Source organism: Methylobacterium cerastii, from assembly GCF_022179125.1.
Taxonomy (GTDB): domain Bacteria; phylum Pseudomonadota; class Alphaproteobacteria; order Rhizobiales; family Beijerinckiaceae; genus Methylobacterium; species Methylobacterium cerastii.
Window position 1 is genome coordinate 16,559 of the sequence record NZ_BPQG01000022.1, and the last position, 17,245, is coordinate 33,803.

Genomic DNA, 17,245 nt, shown 5'->3' on the forward strand with positions numbered 1-17,245 from the left:
GGTCCGGAGCGTTTTCCAGCGCGGTGGAGGCCGGCTCGCGTGAAGACGATGCGGACCTCGCAACGAGATCGACGCGGCTCGGCCTCACGCCAGGATCGGCGTGCAGACCGAGCACCCGTGCTCCGGCAAGGGCACCACCGCCACGTCCACCCCGTAAACGCGGCGCAGGCTCTCTCGCGTGATCGTCGCCTCCGGCGTTCCCAACGCCACGAGGCGGCCACCATGCAGCAGCGCGACGCGGTCGGCGCAGAGGAAGGCGTGGCCGGGGTCGTGGGTCGAGAGCACCACGGCGATGCCGGTCTTCGCGAGGCGGCGGACCTGTTCGAGCACGCGGGTCTGGTTGCCGAAATCGAGGCTCGCGGTCGGCTCGTCCATCACCAGGATGCGCGGCTCGCCGGCGAGCGCCCGGGCGATCAGCACCATCTGCCGCTCGCCGCCGCTGATCTCGGTGTAGATGCGGTCGGCGAGATGTCCGATCCCGAGGGTCGCGAGCGCCATGTCCGCAGCGGCCTCGTCCGCGCGGCCGGGGGCGGCGAAGGGGGCGAGCCGGGCGGCGCGGCCCATCAGCACCACGGCCCGCACGGTGAACGGGAAGAACGCCGCATGCGCCTGCGGCACGTAGGCGAGCGCCCGCGCGACCCGGCGGCGCGACCAGCGCGATAGGTCCTCGCCGTCGAGGCGGACGCGGCCGGCCTGCGCCGGCAGCAGCCCGAGCAGGGTTTTGAACAAGGTGGTCTTGCCGCCGCCGTTCGGCCCGAGCAGGCACAGGACCTCGCCCGCCCCGAGCGTGAAGCTCACGCCCGCGCCGACCTCACGCGCGCCGTACCCGAACGCCAACGCCTCGACGGACAGCATCAGGACCAGCCTCGCTTGCCCGCCGCCAGCAGCCAGAGGAAGAACGGCGCGCCGGCGAGCGCCGTGAGGATGCCGAGCGGCACCTCGATCGGCGCGATGGTGCGGGCGGCGAGATCCACCGCCACGAGGTAGCCCGCCCCGAGCAGCGCCGAGGCCGGCAGCAGGCGGCGGAAGTCCGGCCCGACGAGGCCGCGGGCGAGGTGCGGCACGATCAGGCCGATCCAGCCGATCACCCCCGTCGCCGACACCGCCGCCGCGGTGACGAGGGTCGCCGCCGCCACGAGGAGCGGGCGCAGCCAGCGGGTCTCGACGCCCAGCGCCCGCGCCTCCTCCTCGCCGAGGCTCATCAGGTTCATGCGCCAGCGCAGCAGGACGAGGGGCAGGAGCCCGAGGCCGACCGCCGGCAGGATCGCGAACACGTCGCCAAGGGTGACGGAGGACAGGCTCCCGAGCAGCCAGTAGGTGATGGCGGGCAGCTGGTTGTAGGGGTCGGCCAGGACCTTGAGCAGCGAGATGGCCGAACCGAGCACCGCGCCGACCGCGACGCCGGCCAACACCAGCGTCAGCACCGGATCGTGCCGCCGCACCAGCGCGCCGATTGCATAGACGATCGCCACCGCGCCGAGCCCCCCGGCGAAGGCCATGGCCTGGATCGCGAGGACCGGCAGGGCGAGGTAGATGCCGAGCACCGCGCCGAGCCCGGCGCCGGCCGAGACGCCGAGGATGTCGGGCGAGACCAGTGGGTTGCGAAACAGGCCCTGGTAGGTCGCCCCGGCCGAGGACAGGGCCGCGCCGACGACGAGGGCCGCGGCGACCCGGGGCAGCCGCACCTGCAACACCACCACCTGCGCCGTCGCGTCGCCCGGCGCCGTGCCGAACAGCTTGGCGGCGAGGATCGCGAACACGTCGGCGACCGGCACCGGGAATCTCCCCGCGACGAGGGCGATGAGGACGAGCAGCCCGAGGCCGGCCACGGCGAGGCAGGCCCGGAACACGGCTGAGATCCGACGCGCGCCGGGAGCCGCGATCGGCGCCGCGGAACCTCGCGTCATCGGCGCGCCGGCACGGCGCCGTCGAGGAGCACGGCTTTCGCCTCCGGGGTGAGGGCGACGTGGTAGAAGCGCTGGTAGAAGTCGGCGACGATAGCGGGCAGGTCTTCGTGGAAGAGCGCTGGGTAGAGCAGGTGCGCGAGCCAGCGCATGCCGATCAGCCGGTTGACGCCGGGCGGCGCGTCGAACCAGGCGAAGGGCAGCGTCGGGGTCCGATAGACGCGGCCCTCGCGCACCGCCTTCACGCCCCGCCAGATCGGGTCGTCGCCGGGCCGGAAGGCGGGATCGAGGGCGACGATCACGTCGGGGTTCCAGCCCAGCACCTGCTCGGGCGAGACGTTGGCGAGGCCGTTGCCGCCGACGGCCACGTTGCGGGCGCCGACCACCTCCAGGATTTCGGTGTTGATCGAGCCGGCGAACCCGGTCTCGAGGCCGCGCGGGCCGCGGGCGTAGTAGACGCGGGGCCGCTCGGCCTCCGGGACGCGCGCGACGCGCTCGGCGACCTCCGCCACGGTGCGGTCGGCATAGGCCGCGAGCCCGTCGGCGGCCGGCCCCAGGCCGAGCACGGCGCCGAGTTGCCGGTAGGTCTCGCCGGTCTTGGCGAAGGCGCCGTCGAGCAGGATGTAGGGGATGCCGGTCTGGGCCTGGACCCGGTCGGCGAGCGACGCATAGGTCGGCCCCGTGGAGCCGACATCGACGACGAGGTCCGGCTTCAGGGCCAGAACCGCCTCGACGTTGGCAGTGCCGCCGCGCCCGGTCAGGCGGCCGGTGGCGGGTAGCGCCCAGGTCGCGGGCGCGAGGTAGGGCCGCTCGGCCGGGGAGGGCGTGCGGACCCAGCCCGCCATCCGGTCGGGCGCGAGGGTGTAGAGCAGCACCGCCGCCGGCGGCCCGGCGGCCACGACCCGGGTGGCGCGATTCGGAACCTCGACCACGCGCCCGGCCGCATCGGTGAAGGGGCGCGCCGCGGCCGGCCCTGCGACGAGGGTGAGGATGGCGACGGCGAAGGTCGGTAGGGCGAGGCGTCGCGGATGCGGCATGCTGGGGCTTCGATGGGGGGTGTCGGCTCACCCTAAGGGTAGCGGCCTGCGAGGGCCACAGCCGGGACCCGGACCGCGCCCAAACACCGCCGTGAGGATTGCCGCCGCCTCGGCTGTCTCCGCGAAGCCTCCATGGAACCCGTCGCGAGGGACCGCCCGCGCCGCGTCGAGGTCGACCGCGCCCGGCACGACGCGGACGTAGAGGGCCGTTTCCTTGCAAAGAGCCGGCAGCCAACCGAGCGCCGCGGCCGGAGGATGCGCCAGCACCAGGGCGTCGGCGTGGGCGATGTCAGGTGGGCCGCCGGTGGGCGAGGCGATCAAGAGGTCGCGCATGGGAGCGTAAGCATCGGAAATTTAGGCTTTCTTTACCATGATGGCCAAGGGTTGCGTCATCCGGGGCGCCACGTGCGGCGCCTCGCGCGACGCCCGTCCGGCGCGTGCGGCTCGAAGCGGCGACCGATGTTCCTGTTCACCACGCCTTCGAGCCCCCAACCAGCCGCGGCGCCCCCGCGGGCTTTGGGCGCGCAAGGGACCTCGGGCGCGCAAGGCACTTCGGGCGCACAGGGCGGCGTGATCGACGCGATCCGCGACGGGGCGCAGAGCAGCGGCGTCGGCTTCGACTACCTGCTCGCCACCGCGCAACGCGAATCCGCCCTCGATCCCTCGGCCAGGGCCGGCACCTCGACCGCCACCGGCCTGTTCCAATTCATCGAGCAGACCTGGCTCGGGGTGATGAAGTCGGCCGGGCCGAAGCTCGGCCTCCAAACCTACGCCGACGCCATCGTGGCGCGGCCCGACGGCAGCTACACGGTCGCGGATGCCGGCCAGCGCCAGGCGATCCTCGACCTTCGGCGCGATCCCAAGATCGCCGCCTCGCTCGCGGGCGCCTTTACCCAGAAGAACGGCGAGGCGCTCTCAGTGGCGCTCGGGCGCGAGCCGACCTCGGGCGACCTCTACGCCGCCCACGTACTCGGGGCGAAGGGCGCGACGACGCTGATCGCCGCCGCCCGCGCGACGCCGGACCGGGCCGCAGCCCTCGACATGCCTGAGGCGGCCGCCGCCAACCGCGGCCTATTCTACGACCGCACGGGCCGGCCGCGCACCACCGCCGAACTCTATGCCAGCCTCTCGGCGGTGGGCTCAGGCCGCACGGCGCCGAGCGACGTCACAGGCCTCACGCAGAGCGTCGCGCTCGCCACGCCGCCGGCTGCGGCCAGCGCCTACGCCGCGATGGGCGGCGACCTGCGCACCCTGTTCCAGACCGACCGGCGCCAGGGCGCCCTCTCGGAGGGCGTCGCCAAACTGTTCCAGGGCCGTGCGGCGGAGGCCGCCCGCCCGGCCCCGAGCTACTTCCCGCGCTCCGATTCGAGCCTCGATTCCACGGTGCCGGTCGCGGCGCTCGCCTCGGCCGACCCGGAGACCACCGGCGCCCTCGCCGTTGCGGTCCCGGCGGGCCGCGCGCTCGTCGACCCGCCGCTGCCGCCCCGCCGGCCCGCCGAATTCGCCGCGCGCCTCGCGGCCAACCCCAACGCGTCGTTGTTCACGAACCGGAGCGGCCCATGAACATCCGCCAGTTCCTCGCCTGCACCCAGTCCACCTCCGCCGGGCGCCGGGCCGAAGCCGCCTCGGCGCTGACGCGGGCCTACCTCTACGGCAACCTCGAGGCGGACGCCGCCTGGGAGGCCAAGACCGCGATCCTCGCCCTCCTCGACGACCCCGCGCCGGTGGTGCGCCGGGCCATGGCCGAGGCCTGCGCCGCCTCGGCCCGCGCCCCACGACCGCTGGTGGTGGCCTTGGCCTCCGACCAGACCGAGGTCGCCTGCCTGGTGCTGGCCTCCTCGCCGGTCCTCACCGACGCCGACCTCGTGGATGCGGCGGCGATGGGCTGCGAGACGATCCGCGCGACGATCGCGGCCCGCCACCACCTCTCGCACGCGGTCGCCGGAGCGCTGGCCGAGATCGGCGCCGCCGACACCCTCGCGGTGCTGGCGCGCAACCCGACCGCGCGCATCACCACCGGCCGGATGCTGCGCATGGTCGAGCGCCACGGCGGCGACGCGACCTTGCGCGAGGCGCTGCTCGAGCGCGCCGACCTGCCGATCGAGGTGCGCCACGCGGTCGGCGCACGGCTGGCGCGGAGCCTTTCGGCCTTCGTGACCGAGTGCGGCTGGCTCTCGGCCGACCGCAGCGCCCGGATGAGCCGCGAGGCCGGCGAGCGCAACGTGCTCGAGTTGTGCGAGGGCGCCGGCGCTGCCGCCACCGCGCGCATCGTCAAGCACCTGCGCACCACGGGCCAGCTCAACGCCGGCCTGATCCTGCGGGCGATCCTCTCGGGGCAGATGGCGTTCGCGGAAACCGCGTTCGCCGACCTGACCGGCCTGGAGCACGCCCGCGTCGGGACGCTGCTGCGCGAGCCGCGCGGGATCGCCGAGTTGCACCGCCGTTCCGGCCTCGCCGAAGCGCTGCTGCCGGCGGTGGTGGCCGCGCTCTCGGCCTGGCGCGAGGCCGCCGACGGCACCAGCACCTTGCGCGGCGTCGGCCTGTCGCGGCGCATGATCGAGCGGGCGATCACCGCCTGCGAGGACATGCCATTCTCTGAGATGCAGGGCGTGATGGCGCTGCTGACGCGCTACGAGGCCGAGGCCGCGCGCGACGAGGCCCGCACCGTCGCCCGCGCTATCGCCGAGGAGGCTCTGGCTCGCGAGGCTGCCCGCCGCGAGGCGGACGAGGCCGAGGCGGCCTGGCGCGCGGCGCAGCACGCGGTCGCGCGCGACGTCGAGCCCTACGACGGTGCCGAGGCGACGGCGCCGGACCACCTCGCCATCGATCCGCGCGACCGCATCGGCGACCGGTATCTGTGGGATGGCGCATTCCCGGAGGCGGACCTCTTCGCCGAGCGCGAGCGGCGCACCGACCCGGTCGGCGCCATCCTCGACGCGCTGCCCGAAGCGATCCTGGCGAGTTTCCGCGAGGAGCAGGAGCGCGTCCGCCTCGCCGCCGACGCCGAGGCTGTGCTCGATGCCCGGCCCGATATCGACGGGGACGAGGTCTTGGAGCGCGGGCGCCTCGCGGCCTGACCTGCGGAGATACGGATCGCGGGCGCCCGCCGACAGGCTCGCGGATCGCATTCGATCCCAGACCACTCCCGTCATCCCGGGGCTGCGCAGCAGAGCCCGGGGTCCAGAGCCGCCGACGGTGCCAGGCGCGATCTCGACCTGCGAGTCTGGATTTCGGGCTCGCCTCCGGCGCCCCGGAATGAGGGGGTGGGTTTCGGCAGCGGGCGCCGCGAAACGCCACGTTTCGATCCCCTGACCGGACGCAGCCTGGATCGCGCCCAGTACGGACGCGCGGGCGCTCCTTCGCCCGCCGCAGCCTTGTCGCGCGCGGAGCGATGCTGCAAAGCGTGCCCGTCCGCACGACCCGAGCCAGCCCATGCACGACATCCGCGCCATCCGGGACAACCCGGAAGCCTTCGACCGCGACCTTTCCCGTCGCGGCCTCGGCCCGCTTTCGGCCGAGCTGATCGCGCTGGACGACGCCCGCAAGGCGGCCGTCTCGGCGGCGCAGGAGAACCAGGAGCGCCGCAACGCCCGCGCCAAGGAGATCGGCGCGGCCAAGAAGGCGAAGGACGAGGCCCGTGCGGCCGAATTGATGGCCGAGGTCGCCGGCCTGAAGGAGGCCGCGCCGACGCTCGAGAAGGCGCAGACCGAGGCCGCCAAGACCCTCGACGACCGGCTTGCCGCAATCCCGAACCTCCCGAAAGCCGACGTGCCCGAGGGCGCCGACGAGCACGGCAACGTCGAATACCGCCGCTTCGCCTCCGCCCGCGCGGAACTGCCTGAGGGCCGCCAGCACTTCGAACTCGGCGAGTCGCTCGGCCTGATGGACTTCGAGGCCGCCACCAGGATCTCCGGCTCGCGCTTCGTGGTGCTTAAGGGCCAGATCGCCCGACTGGAGCGGGCGCTGGGTCAGTTCATGCTCGACCTACACACGCAGGAGCACGGCTATCTCGAGGTAGCGCCACCGATCCTGGTGCGCGACGAAGCGATGTTCGGTACAGCGCAGTTGCCGAAATTTCGAGATGATCAGTTTGCTGTCAACGATGGCTCTACGATCGAAGATCTTCGTAGAAGTGTCGGTTCGCTAATCGCGACTGCGGACGACGGACGGAAGGCCACCGACTTCATATCATCCGGCGTACAGGACTGGATCGATCAAAGTTCGCGTTGGCTCATCCCCACAGCCGAAGTCCCGCTCACCAACCTCGTCCGCGAATCCATCCTCGCCGAGGACGAACTGCCCCTGCGCTTCACCGCCCTCACGCCCTGCTTCCGCGCGGAGGCCGGGGCGGCGGGGCGCGACACCCGCGGGATGCTGCGGCAGCACCAGTTCAACAAGGTCGAGCTGGTCTCGATCACCGCGCCCGAGAAGTCGACCGAGGAGCACGAGCGCATGCTGTCCTGTGCGGAGGCCGTGCTGAAGAAGCTCGACCTGCCGTTCCGCACGATGACGCTCTGCACCGGCGACATGGGCTTCGCCAGCCAGAAGACCTACGACATCGAGGTCTGGATGCCGGGGCAGAAGACGTTCCGCGAGATCTCGTCCTGCTCGGTCTGCGGCGATTTTCAGGCGCGACGGATGAACGCCCGGCACCGTAAGGACGGCAAGCCCGCCTTCGTGCATACCCTGAACGGATCGGGCGTCGCGGTCGGCCGCGCGCTGATCGCGGTGATGGAGAACTACCAGAACCCGGACGGCAGCGTCACGATCCCGTCCGCGCTCGCGCCCTACATGGGCGGCCTCAACCGGATCGAAGGGCAGGCCACGTAATGCGCATTCTCGTCACCAACGACGACGGCATCCACGCGCCGGGCCTGGAAACGCTGGAGGGTATCGCCCGGACGCTGTCCGACGACGTCTGGGTGGTGGCGCCCGAGACCGACCAGTCCGGCGTCTCGCACTCGCTGTCGCTGAACGACCCGCTGCGCTTGCGCCACATCTCCGAGAAGCGCTTCGCGGTGAAGGGCACGCCGTCCGATTGCGTGATCCTCGGCGTGCGCCACATCCTGGCCGACCACGGCCCGGACCTCGTGCTGTCGGGGGTCAACCGCGGCCAGAACGTCGCCGAGGACGTGACCTATTCCGGCACCATCGCCGCCGCGATGGAGGGCACGATCCTCAACGTGCGCTCGATCGCCATGTCCCAGGCCTACGGGATCGGCGGCCGCGGGAACCTGAAATGGCAATGCGCCGCCCACCACGGCCCGATCGTCGTGAAGAAGATCCTGGAGACCGGGATCGAGCCGGGCATCGTGATCAACGTCAACTTCCCCGATTGCGAGCCCGACGAGGTCGCCGGCATCGCGGTGGCGGCGCAGGGCCAGCGCAACCAGGCGCTGCTCGCCATCGACGCGCGCACCGACGGGCGCGGCAACCCGTATTTCTGGCTCGCCTTCGCCAAGGCGCGGTTCGAGCCGGGCAACGGCTCCGACCTCAAGGCCATCGCCGAGAAGCGCATCTCGGTGACGCCGTTGCGCCTCGACCTCACCGACGAGCCGACGCTGACGCGCTTCGCGCAGGCTTTCGCGGAGTAGGTCCTCCGTAAGCTCCGACGGTGTTCTTCCCGTCCCTCGCCCTCATCCTGCGGTGGAGGGACGGGGAGCAGGCCGATCGACCCGGCGGAGCGGTCACGTCCCAAAGCGGAGCTCCCTTCCCCATGAGCCTCGTCCTCATCCCCGGCTACATGGCCGACGCCAGCCTGTGGGACGACATGGCCGAGGCGCTGGCGCCGGCCGGCCCGATCCACCACGCGAGCCTCACCCACGACGATACGATCCCCGAGATGGCGCGGCGGCTGCTCGCCGAGGCGCCGCCGCGCTTCGTGCTCGTCGGGTTCTCGATGGGCGGCTACGTCGCCCGCGAGGCGACGCGGCTCGCGCCGGAGCGGGTGCGCGGGCTGGTCCTGGTCGCGACCTCATCGCGCTCCGACTCCCGGCAGCAGGCGGTGGCCAAGCGCCTCGCGATCGAGGGCGTCGAGGCCGGGGGGTTCGGAGGCCTGAGCCGGGCGGCGGCCGCCGCCTCGGTGCACCCCGACCGAGCCGGCGACGCGGCGCTGATCGAGCGCATCCGCGCGATGGGGCGGCGCCTCGGGCGCGAGACCTTCCTGCGCCAGTCCCGGCTGCAACGCGTCGGCGACGAGGGCCGGCTCGGCGCCATCACCTGCCCGGCCCTGGTGATCGCTGCGGGCCGCGATCGCCTGCGCAGCGTCGCAGAATCGGAGGAGCTGCGTGACGGCATCAGGGGCGCAACGATGGCGGTCGTCGCGGAGGCCGGCCACATGCTGCCGATCGAGGCGCCGGACGCCCTGGCGGCGCTGATCCTCGCCTGGCTCCGCGACCTGCCACCATGACCGGGCCGGACGACGAACGCGACGGCGCGGGGCTAAGCGGCCATGACGGCCTCGGCGGGGCGATCGAGAATGCGGCCTTCGTGCTGGCGCTTCGCGGGCGCGGCACCCGCGACACGGCGGTGCTGCGGGCAATGGAGCAGGTGCCGCGGGCAGCCTTCGCGCCTGCCGCGTACCGACACCTCGCCCGGCGCGACCTGCCGCTGCCGCTGCCCTGCGGGGCGGCGATGACCGCTCCGAGCACGGTGGCGACGATGCTGGCGCTGCTGAGGGTCGAGGCGGGGATGCGCATCCTCGAGATCGGCACCGGGTCCGGCTACGTCACGGCGCTGCTGCTGCAGCTCGGCGCCGAGGCCGTGACGAGCCTGGAGCGCTACGCGACGCTGGTGGCCCAGGCGCGCGCGAACCTCGGCGGACGGGTCCGGATCGTCCAGGGCGATGGCCTCGCCGAGATGGAAGAGGGCGGATTCGACCGCATCCTCGTCAACGGCGCCGTGTCGGCGCCCCCGCCCGGCTGGGGCGCGGCGCTGAACCCGGGCGGGCGCCTCGTCGCCGGATCGGAAGGCGGGCTGATGGTGGCCGAGCCGCGCGGGCAGGGCCTCGCCATCGAGCCGGGACCGCGGCTGCGCCTCGCGCCGCTGGTGCCGGGGCGGGCGGTCGCGCTTTAACCAAACCCGTTCACCGCCACGATGACGGTAAGCATTCCTAAGCGGCGATTCGAAGAGTGAAATGGTGCTCGCGCGGCCGTGAACGTGGTGAACGGGAACGGTTGTTTAACCTGAATCCGGCTTTCATGGGCTCATCAAGTTGCGTCAGGCAAACGGGTGCGTCGATGCGGGTTCGCGGGACTGGTCGGAGGATGAAGACGCTGTCGCGCTTCGCTCTCATCGGAGTTATCGGCAGCGGTGCCGCCGCCTGCTCGTCGGACGCATCGCGTCTCGACAACCCCTTCACAAATCCGTTCGCCTCGAACATGGCGAGCGAGCCGGCGGCGACGGGGAGCCTGCCGGACATGCCGTCGGCGCCGCCGATCCGCACCGGCCGGATCCAGTCCGAGGCGCTCGGCGCACCGATGGCGATCTCGCCCCGGCCCGGCCCGGTGGCCGCCCGCGTGCCGACCCAGCCGATGGCGCAGACCACCCGCGTCGCCTCCACCGGCAACCCCGGCTGGAACGCGCAGGGCGGCACCACCATCACCGTCGCCCCGAACGACAGCCTCAATCAGATGTCGACGCGCTTCGGCGTGCCGGCCTCGGCGATCCTGTCGGCCAACGGCTTGACCAATGCGAGCCAGGTGACGCCCGGCCGCCAGCTCGTCATCCCGGTCTACAGCGCCTCGGGCATGAACCCGGCGGCGGCCCCGATGACGGCGCGGGCCGTTCCCGCCGCCCCCTCGGAGCGGATCAAGGCCGCCGAGACCAAGCGCCAGGATGACGCCAAAGACGCGGCGAAGGCCGAGGCCAAGCGCAAGGAAGCGGCCAAGGAGGCGCAGAAGGAGGCCGAGGCCAAGAAGCTCGCCGACAAGCGCGCCGATGAGAAGGCCCGCAAGGAGGTCGCCGCCAAGGAGGCGGACGCTAAGAAGCACCATGTCCGCCCCGGCCAGGTCGCCAAGGCCGACGCGAAGCCCGACGCCAAGACGGACACCAAGGCCGACGTGAAGGCAGAAGCCGCGCGCAAGACCGAGGCCGAGGCCAAGCAGGCCAAGGCGGATGCCGCCAAGGACGCGGCGAAGAAGGTCGCCGAGGCCAAGGCCACCAAGGCGGCGTCCGAGAAGGCCGCCGCCGACAAGGTGGCTTCGGACAAGGCCGCGTCGGAGAAGGTTGCCGCCAAGCCGGAGCCGGCGAAGGCCGTCGCGACCGCGAAGGTCGAGCCCGCCAGCACCGGCTCGGTCGCCGCCGCGGCGGCGGACCAGACCTTCCGCTGGCCCGCCAAGGGCCGGGTGATCTCGGGCTACGGCTCCTCCGGCAACGAGGGCATCAACATCGCGGTGCCCGAGGGCACGTCGGTGAAGGCCGCCGAGGACGGCACCGTCGCCTATGCCGGCTCGGACGTGAAGGGCTACGGCAAGCTCGTGCTGGTGCGCCATGCCAACGGCTACGTGTCGGCCTACGCCCACAACGGCGAGCTCGACGTGAAGCCCGGCGAGAAGGTGAAGCGCGGCCAGACGATCGCCAAGTCCGGCGCGTCCGGCAACGTGACCTCGCCCCAGCTGCATTTCGAGATCCGCAAGAGCGGCGCACCGATCGATCCGATGTCGCAGCTCGCGAGCAACTGAGCGTCAGGCCTCTGCACCAAGTCGGAGGGCGGCCCGCGAGGGCCGCCTTTTTCCGTTTCAGCTGCTCGGCGTCTGGAGCGTCCCGTTGGGGCTGTGGTGATCGACCGCCGCGGGGAGCACCTTCGCCAGCACCGCCAGGACCTGGTCGGTCGGGATGCCGAGCTTGTCTGCGATCCGGCGGACCTGCTCGTTGTCCATCACCTTGCGCAGGTCCTCCGCCGTGATCGGCTCGTTCGCGCCGCGGCCGAGCCAGGAATTCACCTGGGCGGCGTAGCCCGAATTCTGGAGCTGGCTCAGAAGGCCCTGGAGGCCGCCCGGCAGCACACGCTCGATTATCGAGGGTAGCGCCTCGATGGCGGCCTGGCCAAGGCTACCGTCGAGGGCGTTCTTCAGGGTGTCGAACAGGCTCATCGCTCAGGCTCCTCGCCGAATCGCGCGCACTCTAGCCGGCAGCAGGGATCAGGCCACCTGCGTCGAGAATTGCCGCTGCGGCGCAAGGGTGCCGTCCCGGCTCTGCCGGTCGACGGCGCCGGGCAGGAACTCGGCCAGGGCCGTGGGCACCCGGGCCTCCGGGACGCCGAGATCGGCGGCGAAGCGCGTCAGCGCCTCCGGCGAGAGCAAGGCGGCGTAGGCGCCCGCGGGCAGGGCGACGTTGGCGCCCGATCCGAGCCAGGAGGAGACCGCCGCGCCGTGGCCGGCCTCGCGGAGCCTGTCGAGGAAGGCCGGAAGGCCGCCGGGGTGGACCTTGGCGAAGGCCATCGGCAGCCCGTCTCCGCCGATAGCATCAATGCGTGCCTCGGCGCGAGCGAGCGCGTCCCGGAACATGTCGAACAACCCCATGACGTCAGCCCATCCCCCAACAGCCGTCCGCCGGAAGGCGGAGAGCATCGAGGATGCAAGCTCGGGCGCAGGCGACACACGACAAGCACCTGCGGCGACGAAGCGAAAAAGAATAGCGCTCAGTCGAGGGTGCGGCCGAGACGTCCGGCGAGGTCCTGGATGAATTGGAAGACCGTGCGGCCGGAGCGCGACCCGCGGGTGGTCGCCCATTCCAGCGCCTCGGCCCTCAGCGCGTCGGGCTCCACCGGCAGCGCGTAGCGCTCGGCGTAGGCGTGGATCATCGCCAGGTACTCGTCCTGGCTGCACTTGTGGAACCCGAGCCAGAGGCCGAAGCGGTCCGAGAGCGAGACCTTCTCCTCCACCGCCTCGCCGGGGTTGATCGCGGTGGAGCGCTCGTTTTCGACCATCTCGCGGGCGAGCAGATGCCGCCGGTTGGAGGTGGCGTAGAACAGCACGTTGCCGGGCCGCCCCTCGATGCCGCCGTCGAGCGCCGTCTTGAGCGACTTGTACGAGGTGTCGTCGCCGTCGAACGAGAGGTCGTCGCAGAACACCACCCAGCGATGCGGGTCGGGGCGCAAAGTCGCCATCAGGTCGGGCAGCGCCTCGATATCCTCGCGGTGGATCTCGACGAGCTTCATCGGCAAAGCGCCTGCGGCGCGGCGGGCGTTGATCTCGGCGTGCACCGCCTTGACCAGCGACGACTTGCCCATGCCGCGGGCGCCCCAGAGCAGCGCGTTGTTGGCAGGCAGCCCGCGCGCGAAGCGCTCGGTGTTCTCGGCCAGCGTGTCGCGCGCCCGATCGATGCCGGTGAGCAGCCCCATCTCGACGCGATTCACCCGCGGCACCGGGATCAGACGGCGCTCCGGTCCCCACAGGAAGGCGTCGGCCGCGCTCATGTCGGCCTCGACCCGCGCGGGCGGGGCGGCGCGCTCGAGGGCGGTCGCGATGCGCTCCAATAGGGGGAGCAGCGTGTCCAGGGTGGTCGCTTGTGTCATGGCCAATGGGTTCGGGTGGGCCGCGGATCGCCCGGGCCTACGCGCGCAAAGTCCTTGCTGCAACCAGGGGGCCGGCTGCAACGTCGCGGGCCGACCCGCGTTGTTGGCGCGACCTCGACCGGAGCCGACCTTTGATCTTCCCAGCCACCACCGCCCTGTTCGCCGGCCTGCTCGGCCTGCTCTTCATCGGCCTCTCCGCCTGGGTGATGGGCGGGCGCGTGAGAGGCAACGTCCTCCTGGGCGACGGCGGCAAGGACACGCTGCAGCGGCGCATCCGCTCGCACGGCAACTTCTCCGAATACGTGCCGATGGCGCTGGGCCTCGTCGCCCTCCTTGAGGCCGGCGGGACCCGGCACTGGATCGTGGTGCCACTGCTGACGATTCTGCTCGTCGCGCGCCTGCTGCATCCCGTCGGCATGCTTGCGCCGGAGAACTCGCCGCGCCAGTTCACCTGCCGCGGCGGCGGCATCATCGCCACGCTGCTGGTGACGCTCGTGGCGGCGATCCTGCTGATCATCCACGCGATCTGAGCGCGATCTGAGACCTGGGGGCCGCCCGGCGTTGCTTTCGGGACGCCCCTGGCTATAGTCCGCGCGCTTTCAGACAGGCCCGGCGACGCTTTCGACAGGCGCGCTCGTGCCTGATGTCACATGAGGAGACGCGCTTGATCACCCCCGCCTTCGCGCAAGGGGCCGGCACCGTTGCCGGCGGAGCCGAGATCGCCTTGCAGGTGGTTCCTTTCGTCCTCATCTTCGTGATCATGTATTTCTTGATCCTGCGGCCGCAGCAAAGGCGGGTCAAGGATCATCAGGCCCTGGTCAAGAACGTCCGCCGCGACGACACGATCGTCACCAACGGCGGCCTCGTCGGCCGGGTCGTGAAGGTGATGGACGAAGCCTCCGAGATCGAGGTGGAGATCGCGCCGAACGTCCGGGTCAAGGTGGTGCGCACCATGATCTCCGAGGTCCGCGTCAAGGGCGGGCCGGTCAAGGCCGCCTAGGGCGCTCTCCGCCGAAGCGAGTCCCGGTTCGGCGTTGGAGACCTCGGCACGGCAACAGCTCGGAGCCGTTCCCGATCGCGTCGCGACCGGGACAGGCTTCAGACCCGCGGGATCAGGATGCCGCGGCAAGTCCCCGGCAGGACTGCAGAAAACAGAGTCGGCGGATGTTGCGCTTTTCCCGTACCAAGATCATCGCGACCCTCGTCGCCATCCTGATCGGCCTAAGCCTCGCGGTCCCGAGCTTCTTCTCGGCCGACCAGCGCAAGGGCTTCATGGCCGCGCTGCCGGGCTGGTTCCCGGCCTGGATCGTGCCGAGCCGTGCGATCGTCCTCGGCCTCGACCTGCAGGGCGGCTCGCAGCTGCTGCTGGAGGTCGACCAGACCGAGCTCGTCGCCTCCCAGGCCAAGGGACTGCGCGACGAGGTCCGCGGCGTGCTTCAGCGCGAGAACGTGCGGGCGGATGGCGGCATCGGCATCCTCCAGCGCGGCGTCCAGGTCCGCATCGCCGACGCGGCGGCGCGTGCCAAGGTGATGCCGAAGCTGCAGGAGCTGGCGCAGCCGATCTCGAACCCGCTCGTCGGCCAGACCGGCGGCCGCACCCTCGACATCAACGAGCAGCCCGACGGCCTGATCCGCCTCGCCCTCACCGATGCGGGCATCAACGAGCGCACCCGCCGCGCCGTGACCCAGGGCATCGAGGTCATCCGCCGCCGCCTCGACTCGACCGGCACGCTGGAGCCCTCGATCCAGCAGCAGGGCGCCGACCGCATCCTGATCCAGGTTCCCGGCCTGCAGGACCCGGAGCGCCTGGAGGCGCTGCTCGGAAAGACCGCCAAGCTCGAGTTCCGGATGATCTCCGACAACCCGGCCGGCGACGTGGACATGCTTCCCTCGCGCGACGAGCGCGGCGCCAAGGTGGCGGTGGAGCGTCGCGTCATGGCCGACGGCGGCGACCTCACCGACGCGCAGCCGGCCTTCGACCAGCAGACCCACGAGCCGATGGTGAGCTTCAAGTTCAACCTGAAGGGCGCCCAGCGCTTCGGCCAGGCGACCTCGGAGAACGTCGGGCGCCGCATGGCGATCGTGCTCGACAACGAGGTGGTCTCGGCTCCGGTGATCCGCAGCGCGATCACCGGCGGCTCCGGCCAGATCACCGGCAACTTCTCGGTGCAGCAGGCCAACGACCTGTCGATCCTGCTGCGCGCCGGCGCGCTGCCGGCGAAGTTCACCGTGGTCGAGCGCCGGGTCGTCGGGCCGGGTCTCGGCAGCGACTCGATCCGCGCCGGCAAGATCGCCACCGGCGTCGCCGGGCTCCTCGTCGTCGCCTTCATGTTCCTGACCTACGGCACCTTCGGCTTCATCGCGAACATCGCCCTCATCGTCCACGTCGGGCTCATCCTCGGCCTGATGTCGGTGCTCGAGGCCACCATGACGCTGCCCGGCATCGCCGGCATCGTGCTCACCATCGGCACGGCGGTGGATTCCAACGTGCTGATCTACGAGCGCATGCGCGAGGAGCATCGCGCCGGGCGCTCCCTCGTCTCCGCGCTGCAGGCCGGCTTCGACCGGGCGTTCGCGACCATCATCGACTCGAACTCGACCATGGCGATTGCCGCGCTGATCCTGTTCTTCCTCGGCTCCGGCCCGGTGAAGGGTTTTGCCGTGGTGTTCATCCTCGGCATCCTCACCACCGTCATCACCGCGGTGACGCTGACGCGGATGATGATCGCGGTATGGTACAAGTCGTTCCGGCCCAAAGCCCTGCCGTTCTGAGATCGTCGCCGCTCCGCACGTCGTCCGTTCAGGGGAGCCGATCGTCGCTTCCCGACCGTAAGGTCCTTTGAAAATGCGCCTGCTTCGCCTCTGGCCCGATGAGTCGCACTTCGACTTCATGCGCTTCCGTCGCGTGAGCTTCCCGCTCTCGGCGATCCTGTCGGTGGCGACCGTGGTGCTGTTCCTCACCGTCGGCCTGAACTACGGCATCGACTTCAAGGGCGGCACGCTGGTCGAGCTGCAGGCGAAGTCGGGCACCGCCGACGTCGGCGAGATCCGCCACACAGCCGCCGGCTTCGGCTTCGGCGAGCCCGAGGTGCAGGAGCTCGGCAACCAGGGCACCGTGCTGGTGCGCCTGCCGCTGCAGCCCGGCGAGCAGGGCCAGACCGCGGTGATGAACAAGGCGCACGGCGCCTTCGACAAGGATTACGAGTTCCGCCGCACCGAGACCGTCGGCCCCCGCGTCTCGGGCGAGCTGGTGCAGTCGGGCACCCTCGGCGTCGTGCTCTCGGTCGTCGCGGTGCTGCTCTATCTGTGGTTCCGCTTCGAGCGCGAGCTGGCGCTCGGCGCCATCGTCGGCACGCTGCACGACATCGTGCTGACCATGGGCGTGTTCATCATCACCCGCATCGAGTTCAACATGACCTCGATCGCGGCGATCCTCACCATCGTCGGCTACTCGCTGAACGAGACCGTGGTGGTGTTCGACCGGACCCGCGAGCTGATGCGCCGGTACAAGACCATTCCCACCGACGAGCTGCTCAACCTGTCGATCAACTCGACCATGTCGCGCACGGTGATGACCTCGGTCTCGGCCTTCCTGTCGCTGCTGGCGCTGGTGCTGTTCGGCGGCGAGGCGATCCGCGGGTTCGCGGTGGTGATGCTCTGTGGCGTTGTGATTTGCACTTACTCTGCCATCTTCGTTTCCACACCCAGTCTCATTTATCTCGGTCTGATGCTCTCGGGCACCAAGGCCCAGGCCGCCCGCGGGCGCCTGCCGCAGGCTGCGGAGTAGG

18 protein-coding genes are annotated in these 17,245 nt (G+C 71.4%); 11 read left to right on the forward strand and 7 right to left on the reverse strand.

Annotation, left to right across the window (positions count from 1 at the left end; all coding sequences use genetic code 11):
• Positions 1 to 84: 84 nt before the first annotated feature.
• From MFF13_RS07970 to MFF13_RS07985, 4 genes are read right to left on the reverse strand one after another with little or no spacing between them, the layout of a single operon-like run.
• On the reverse strand, positions 85 to 855 hold the full coding sequence (locus MFF13_RS07970; protein WP_373322496.1) for an ABC transporter ATP-binding protein: 771 nt from the start codon (positions 853 to 855) through the stop codon (positions 85 to 87).
• Positions 855 to 1,907 (reverse strand): FecCD family ABC transporter permease, encoded by a 1,053-nt coding sequence (locus MFF13_RS07975; protein ID WP_147828672.1) that lies wholly within the window; start codon positions 1,905 to 1,907, stop codon positions 855 to 857. Before MFF13_RS07975 ends, MFF13_RS07970 begins: the two co-directional genes overlap by 1 nt.
• Positions 1,904 to 2,941: an iron ABC transporter substrate-binding protein gene (locus tag MFF13_RS07980; protein ID WP_147828673.1), complete on the reverse strand. Its 1,038-nt coding sequence runs from the start codon at positions 2,939 to 2,941 to the stop codon at positions 1,904 to 1,906. Before MFF13_RS07980 ends, MFF13_RS07975 begins: the two co-directional genes overlap by 4 nt.
• A gap of 27 nt (positions 2,942 to 2,968) precedes the next feature.
• The gene (locus MFF13_RS07985) at positions 2,969 to 3,274 is read right to left on the reverse strand and encodes a hypothetical protein (RefSeq protein WP_147828674.1); all 306 of its coding nucleotides are present in this window, start codon (positions 3,272 to 3,274) and stop codon (positions 2,969 to 2,971) included.
• 126 nt (positions 3,275 to 3,400) lie between these two features.
• Between MFF13_RS07985 and MFF13_RS07990 the strand changes: the two genes are divergently transcribed.
• From MFF13_RS07990 to MFF13_RS08020, 7 genes are all read left to right on the forward strand, one after another.
• On the forward strand, positions 3,401 to 4,504 hold the full coding sequence (locus MFF13_RS07990; protein ID WP_147828675.1) for a lytic transglycosylase domain-containing protein: 1,104 nt from the start codon (positions 3,401 to 3,403) through the stop codon (positions 4,502 to 4,504).
• Positions 4,501 to 6,018 (forward strand): DUF2336 domain-containing protein, encoded by a 1,518-nt coding sequence (locus MFF13_RS07995; RefSeq protein ID WP_147828676.1) that lies wholly within the window; start codon positions 4,501 to 4,503, stop codon positions 6,016 to 6,018. Before MFF13_RS07990 ends, MFF13_RS07995 begins: the two co-directional genes overlap by 4 nt.
• 355 nt (positions 6,019 to 6,373) lie before the next feature.
• Positions 6,374 to 7,771 (forward strand): serine--tRNA ligase, encoded by a 1,398-nt coding sequence (gene serS, locus MFF13_RS08000; protein ID WP_147828677.1) that lies wholly within the window; start codon positions 6,374 to 6,376, stop codon positions 7,769 to 7,771.
• Positions 7,771 to 8,535, forward strand: coding sequence for a 5'/3'-nucleotidase SurE (surE, locus tag MFF13_RS08005; protein WP_147753270.1), 765 nt, complete (start codon positions 7,771 to 7,773; stop codon positions 8,533 to 8,535). Before serS ends, surE begins: the two co-directional genes overlap by 1 nt.
• Positions 8,536 to 8,657: 122 nt before the next feature.
• A complete protein-coding gene (locus tag MFF13_RS08010) occupies positions 8,658 to 9,350 on the forward strand; it encodes an alpha/beta fold hydrolase (protein ID WP_238271792.1) in 693 nt (230 codons plus the stop codon).
• Complete coding sequence (locus MFF13_RS08015; RefSeq protein WP_147828679.1) at positions 9,347 to 10,015, forward strand: protein-L-isoaspartate O-methyltransferase family protein; 669 nt, start codon at positions 9,347 to 9,349, stop codon at positions 10,013 to 10,015. Before MFF13_RS08010 ends, MFF13_RS08015 begins: the two co-directional genes overlap by 4 nt.
• A gap of 164 nt (positions 10,016 to 10,179) precedes the next feature.
• Entirely contained in the window at positions 10,180 to 11,622 is a 1,443-nt protein-coding gene (locus tag MFF13_RS08020; protein WP_147828680.1) for a peptidoglycan DD-metalloendopeptidase family protein, read from the forward strand.
• 57 nt (positions 11,623 to 11,679) lie between these two features.
• Here the strand turns inward: MFF13_RS08020 and MFF13_RS08025 are convergent, their stop codons facing one another.
• From MFF13_RS08025 to MFF13_RS08035, 3 genes are all read right to left on the reverse strand, one after another.
• A complete protein-coding gene (locus MFF13_RS08025) occupies positions 11,680 to 12,033 on the reverse strand; it encodes a YidB family protein (RefSeq protein WP_147828681.1) in 354 nt (117 codons plus the stop codon).
• Positions 12,034 to 12,081: 48 nt separating this feature from the next.
• On the reverse strand, positions 12,082 to 12,462 hold the full coding sequence (locus MFF13_RS26660; RefSeq protein WP_238271794.1) for a YidB family protein: 381 nt from the start codon (positions 12,460 to 12,462) through the stop codon (positions 12,082 to 12,084).
• A gap of 119 nt (positions 12,463 to 12,581) precedes the next feature.
• A complete protein-coding gene (locus tag MFF13_RS08035) occupies positions 12,582 to 13,457 on the reverse strand; it encodes an ATP-binding protein (RefSeq protein ID WP_238271796.1) in 876 nt (291 codons plus the stop codon).
• Between the two features lie 131 nt (positions 13,458 to 13,588).
• Here MFF13_RS08035 and MFF13_RS08040 point away from each other — a divergent pair, with 131 nt between their 5' ends.
• From MFF13_RS08040 to secF, 4 genes are all read left to right on the forward strand, one after another.
• Positions 13,589 to 13,987, forward strand: coding sequence for an MAPEG family protein (locus MFF13_RS08040; protein WP_147828682.1), 399 nt, complete (start codon positions 13,589 to 13,591; stop codon positions 13,985 to 13,987).
• A gap of 134 nt (positions 13,988 to 14,121) precedes the next feature.
• Entirely contained in the window at positions 14,122 to 14,457 is a 336-nt protein-coding gene (gene yajC, locus MFF13_RS08045) for a preprotein translocase subunit YajC (RefSeq protein ID WP_147753278.1), read from the forward strand.
• Positions 14,458 to 14,621: 164 nt separating this feature from the next.
• Positions 14,622 to 16,229, forward strand: a complete 1,608-nt coding sequence (gene secD, locus MFF13_RS08050; RefSeq protein WP_147828683.1) for a protein translocase subunit SecD — start codon at positions 14,622 to 14,624, stop codon at positions 16,227 to 16,229.
• A 73-nt stretch (positions 16,230 to 16,302) separates the two neighbouring features.
• On the forward strand, positions 16,303 to 17,244 hold the full coding sequence (gene secF, locus MFF13_RS08055) for a protein translocase subunit SecF (RefSeq protein ID WP_147753280.1): 942 nt from the start codon (positions 16,303 to 16,305) through the stop codon (positions 17,242 to 17,244).
• Position 17,245 lies beyond the last annotated feature (1 nt).

Bases quoted from the DNA above. Each gene is read 5' to 3' on its own strand.
- MFF13_RS07970 (WP_373322496.1), bottom strand. From the start codon at position 855: ATGCTGTCCGTCGAGGCGTTGGCGTTCGGGTACGGCGCGCGTGAGGTC.
- MFF13_RS07975 (WP_147828672.1), bottom strand. From the start codon at position 1,907: ATGACGCGAGGTTCCGCGGCGCCGATCGCGGCTCCCGGCGCGCGTCGG.
- MFF13_RS07980 (WP_147828673.1), bottom strand. From the start codon at position 2,941: ATGCCGCATCCGCGACGCCTCGCCCTACCGACCTTCGCCGTCGCCATC.
- MFF13_RS07985 (WP_147828674.1), bottom strand. From the start codon at position 3,274: ATGCGCGACCTCTTGATCGCCTCGCCCACCGGCGGCCCACCTGACATC.
- MFF13_RS07990 (WP_147828675.1), top strand. From the start codon at position 3,401: ATGTTCCTGTTCACCACGCCTTCGAGCCCCCAACCAGCCGCGGCGCCC.
- MFF13_RS07995 (WP_147828676.1), top strand. From the start codon at position 4,501: ATGAACATCCGCCAGTTCCTCGCCTGCACCCAGTCCACCTCCGCCGGG.
- serS (WP_147828677.1), top strand. From the start codon at position 6,374: ATGCACGACATCCGCGCCATCCGGGACAACCCGGAAGCCTTCGACCGC.
- surE (WP_147753270.1), top strand. From the start codon at position 7,771: ATGCGCATTCTCGTCACCAACGACGACGGCATCCACGCGCCGGGCCTG.
- MFF13_RS08010 (WP_238271792.1), top strand. From the start codon at position 8,658: ATGAGCCTCGTCCTCATCCCCGGCTACATGGCCGACGCCAGCCTGTGG.
- MFF13_RS08015 (WP_147828679.1), top strand. From the start codon at position 9,347: ATGACCGGGCCGGACGACGAACGCGACGGCGCGGGGCTAAGCGGCCAT.
- MFF13_RS08020 (WP_147828680.1), top strand. From the start codon at position 10,180: ATGCGGGTTCGCGGGACTGGTCGGAGGATGAAGACGCTGTCGCGCTTC.
- MFF13_RS08025 (WP_147828681.1), bottom strand. From the start codon at position 12,033: ATGAGCCTGTTCGACACCCTGAAGAACGCCCTCGACGGTAGCCTTGGC.
- MFF13_RS26660 (WP_238271794.1), bottom strand. From the start codon at position 12,462: ATGGGGTTGTTCGACATGTTCCGGGACGCGCTCGCTCGCGCCGAGGCA.
- MFF13_RS08035 (WP_238271796.1), bottom strand. From the start codon at position 13,457: ATGACACAAGCGACCACCCTGGACACGCTGCTCCCCCTATTGGAGCGC.
- secD (WP_147828683.1), top strand. From the start codon at position 14,622: ATGTTGCGCTTTTCCCGTACCAAGATCATCGCGACCCTCGTCGCCATC.
- secF (WP_147753280.1), top strand. From the start codon at position 16,303: ATGCGCCTGCTTCGCCTCTGGCCCGATGAGTCGCACTTCGACTTCATG.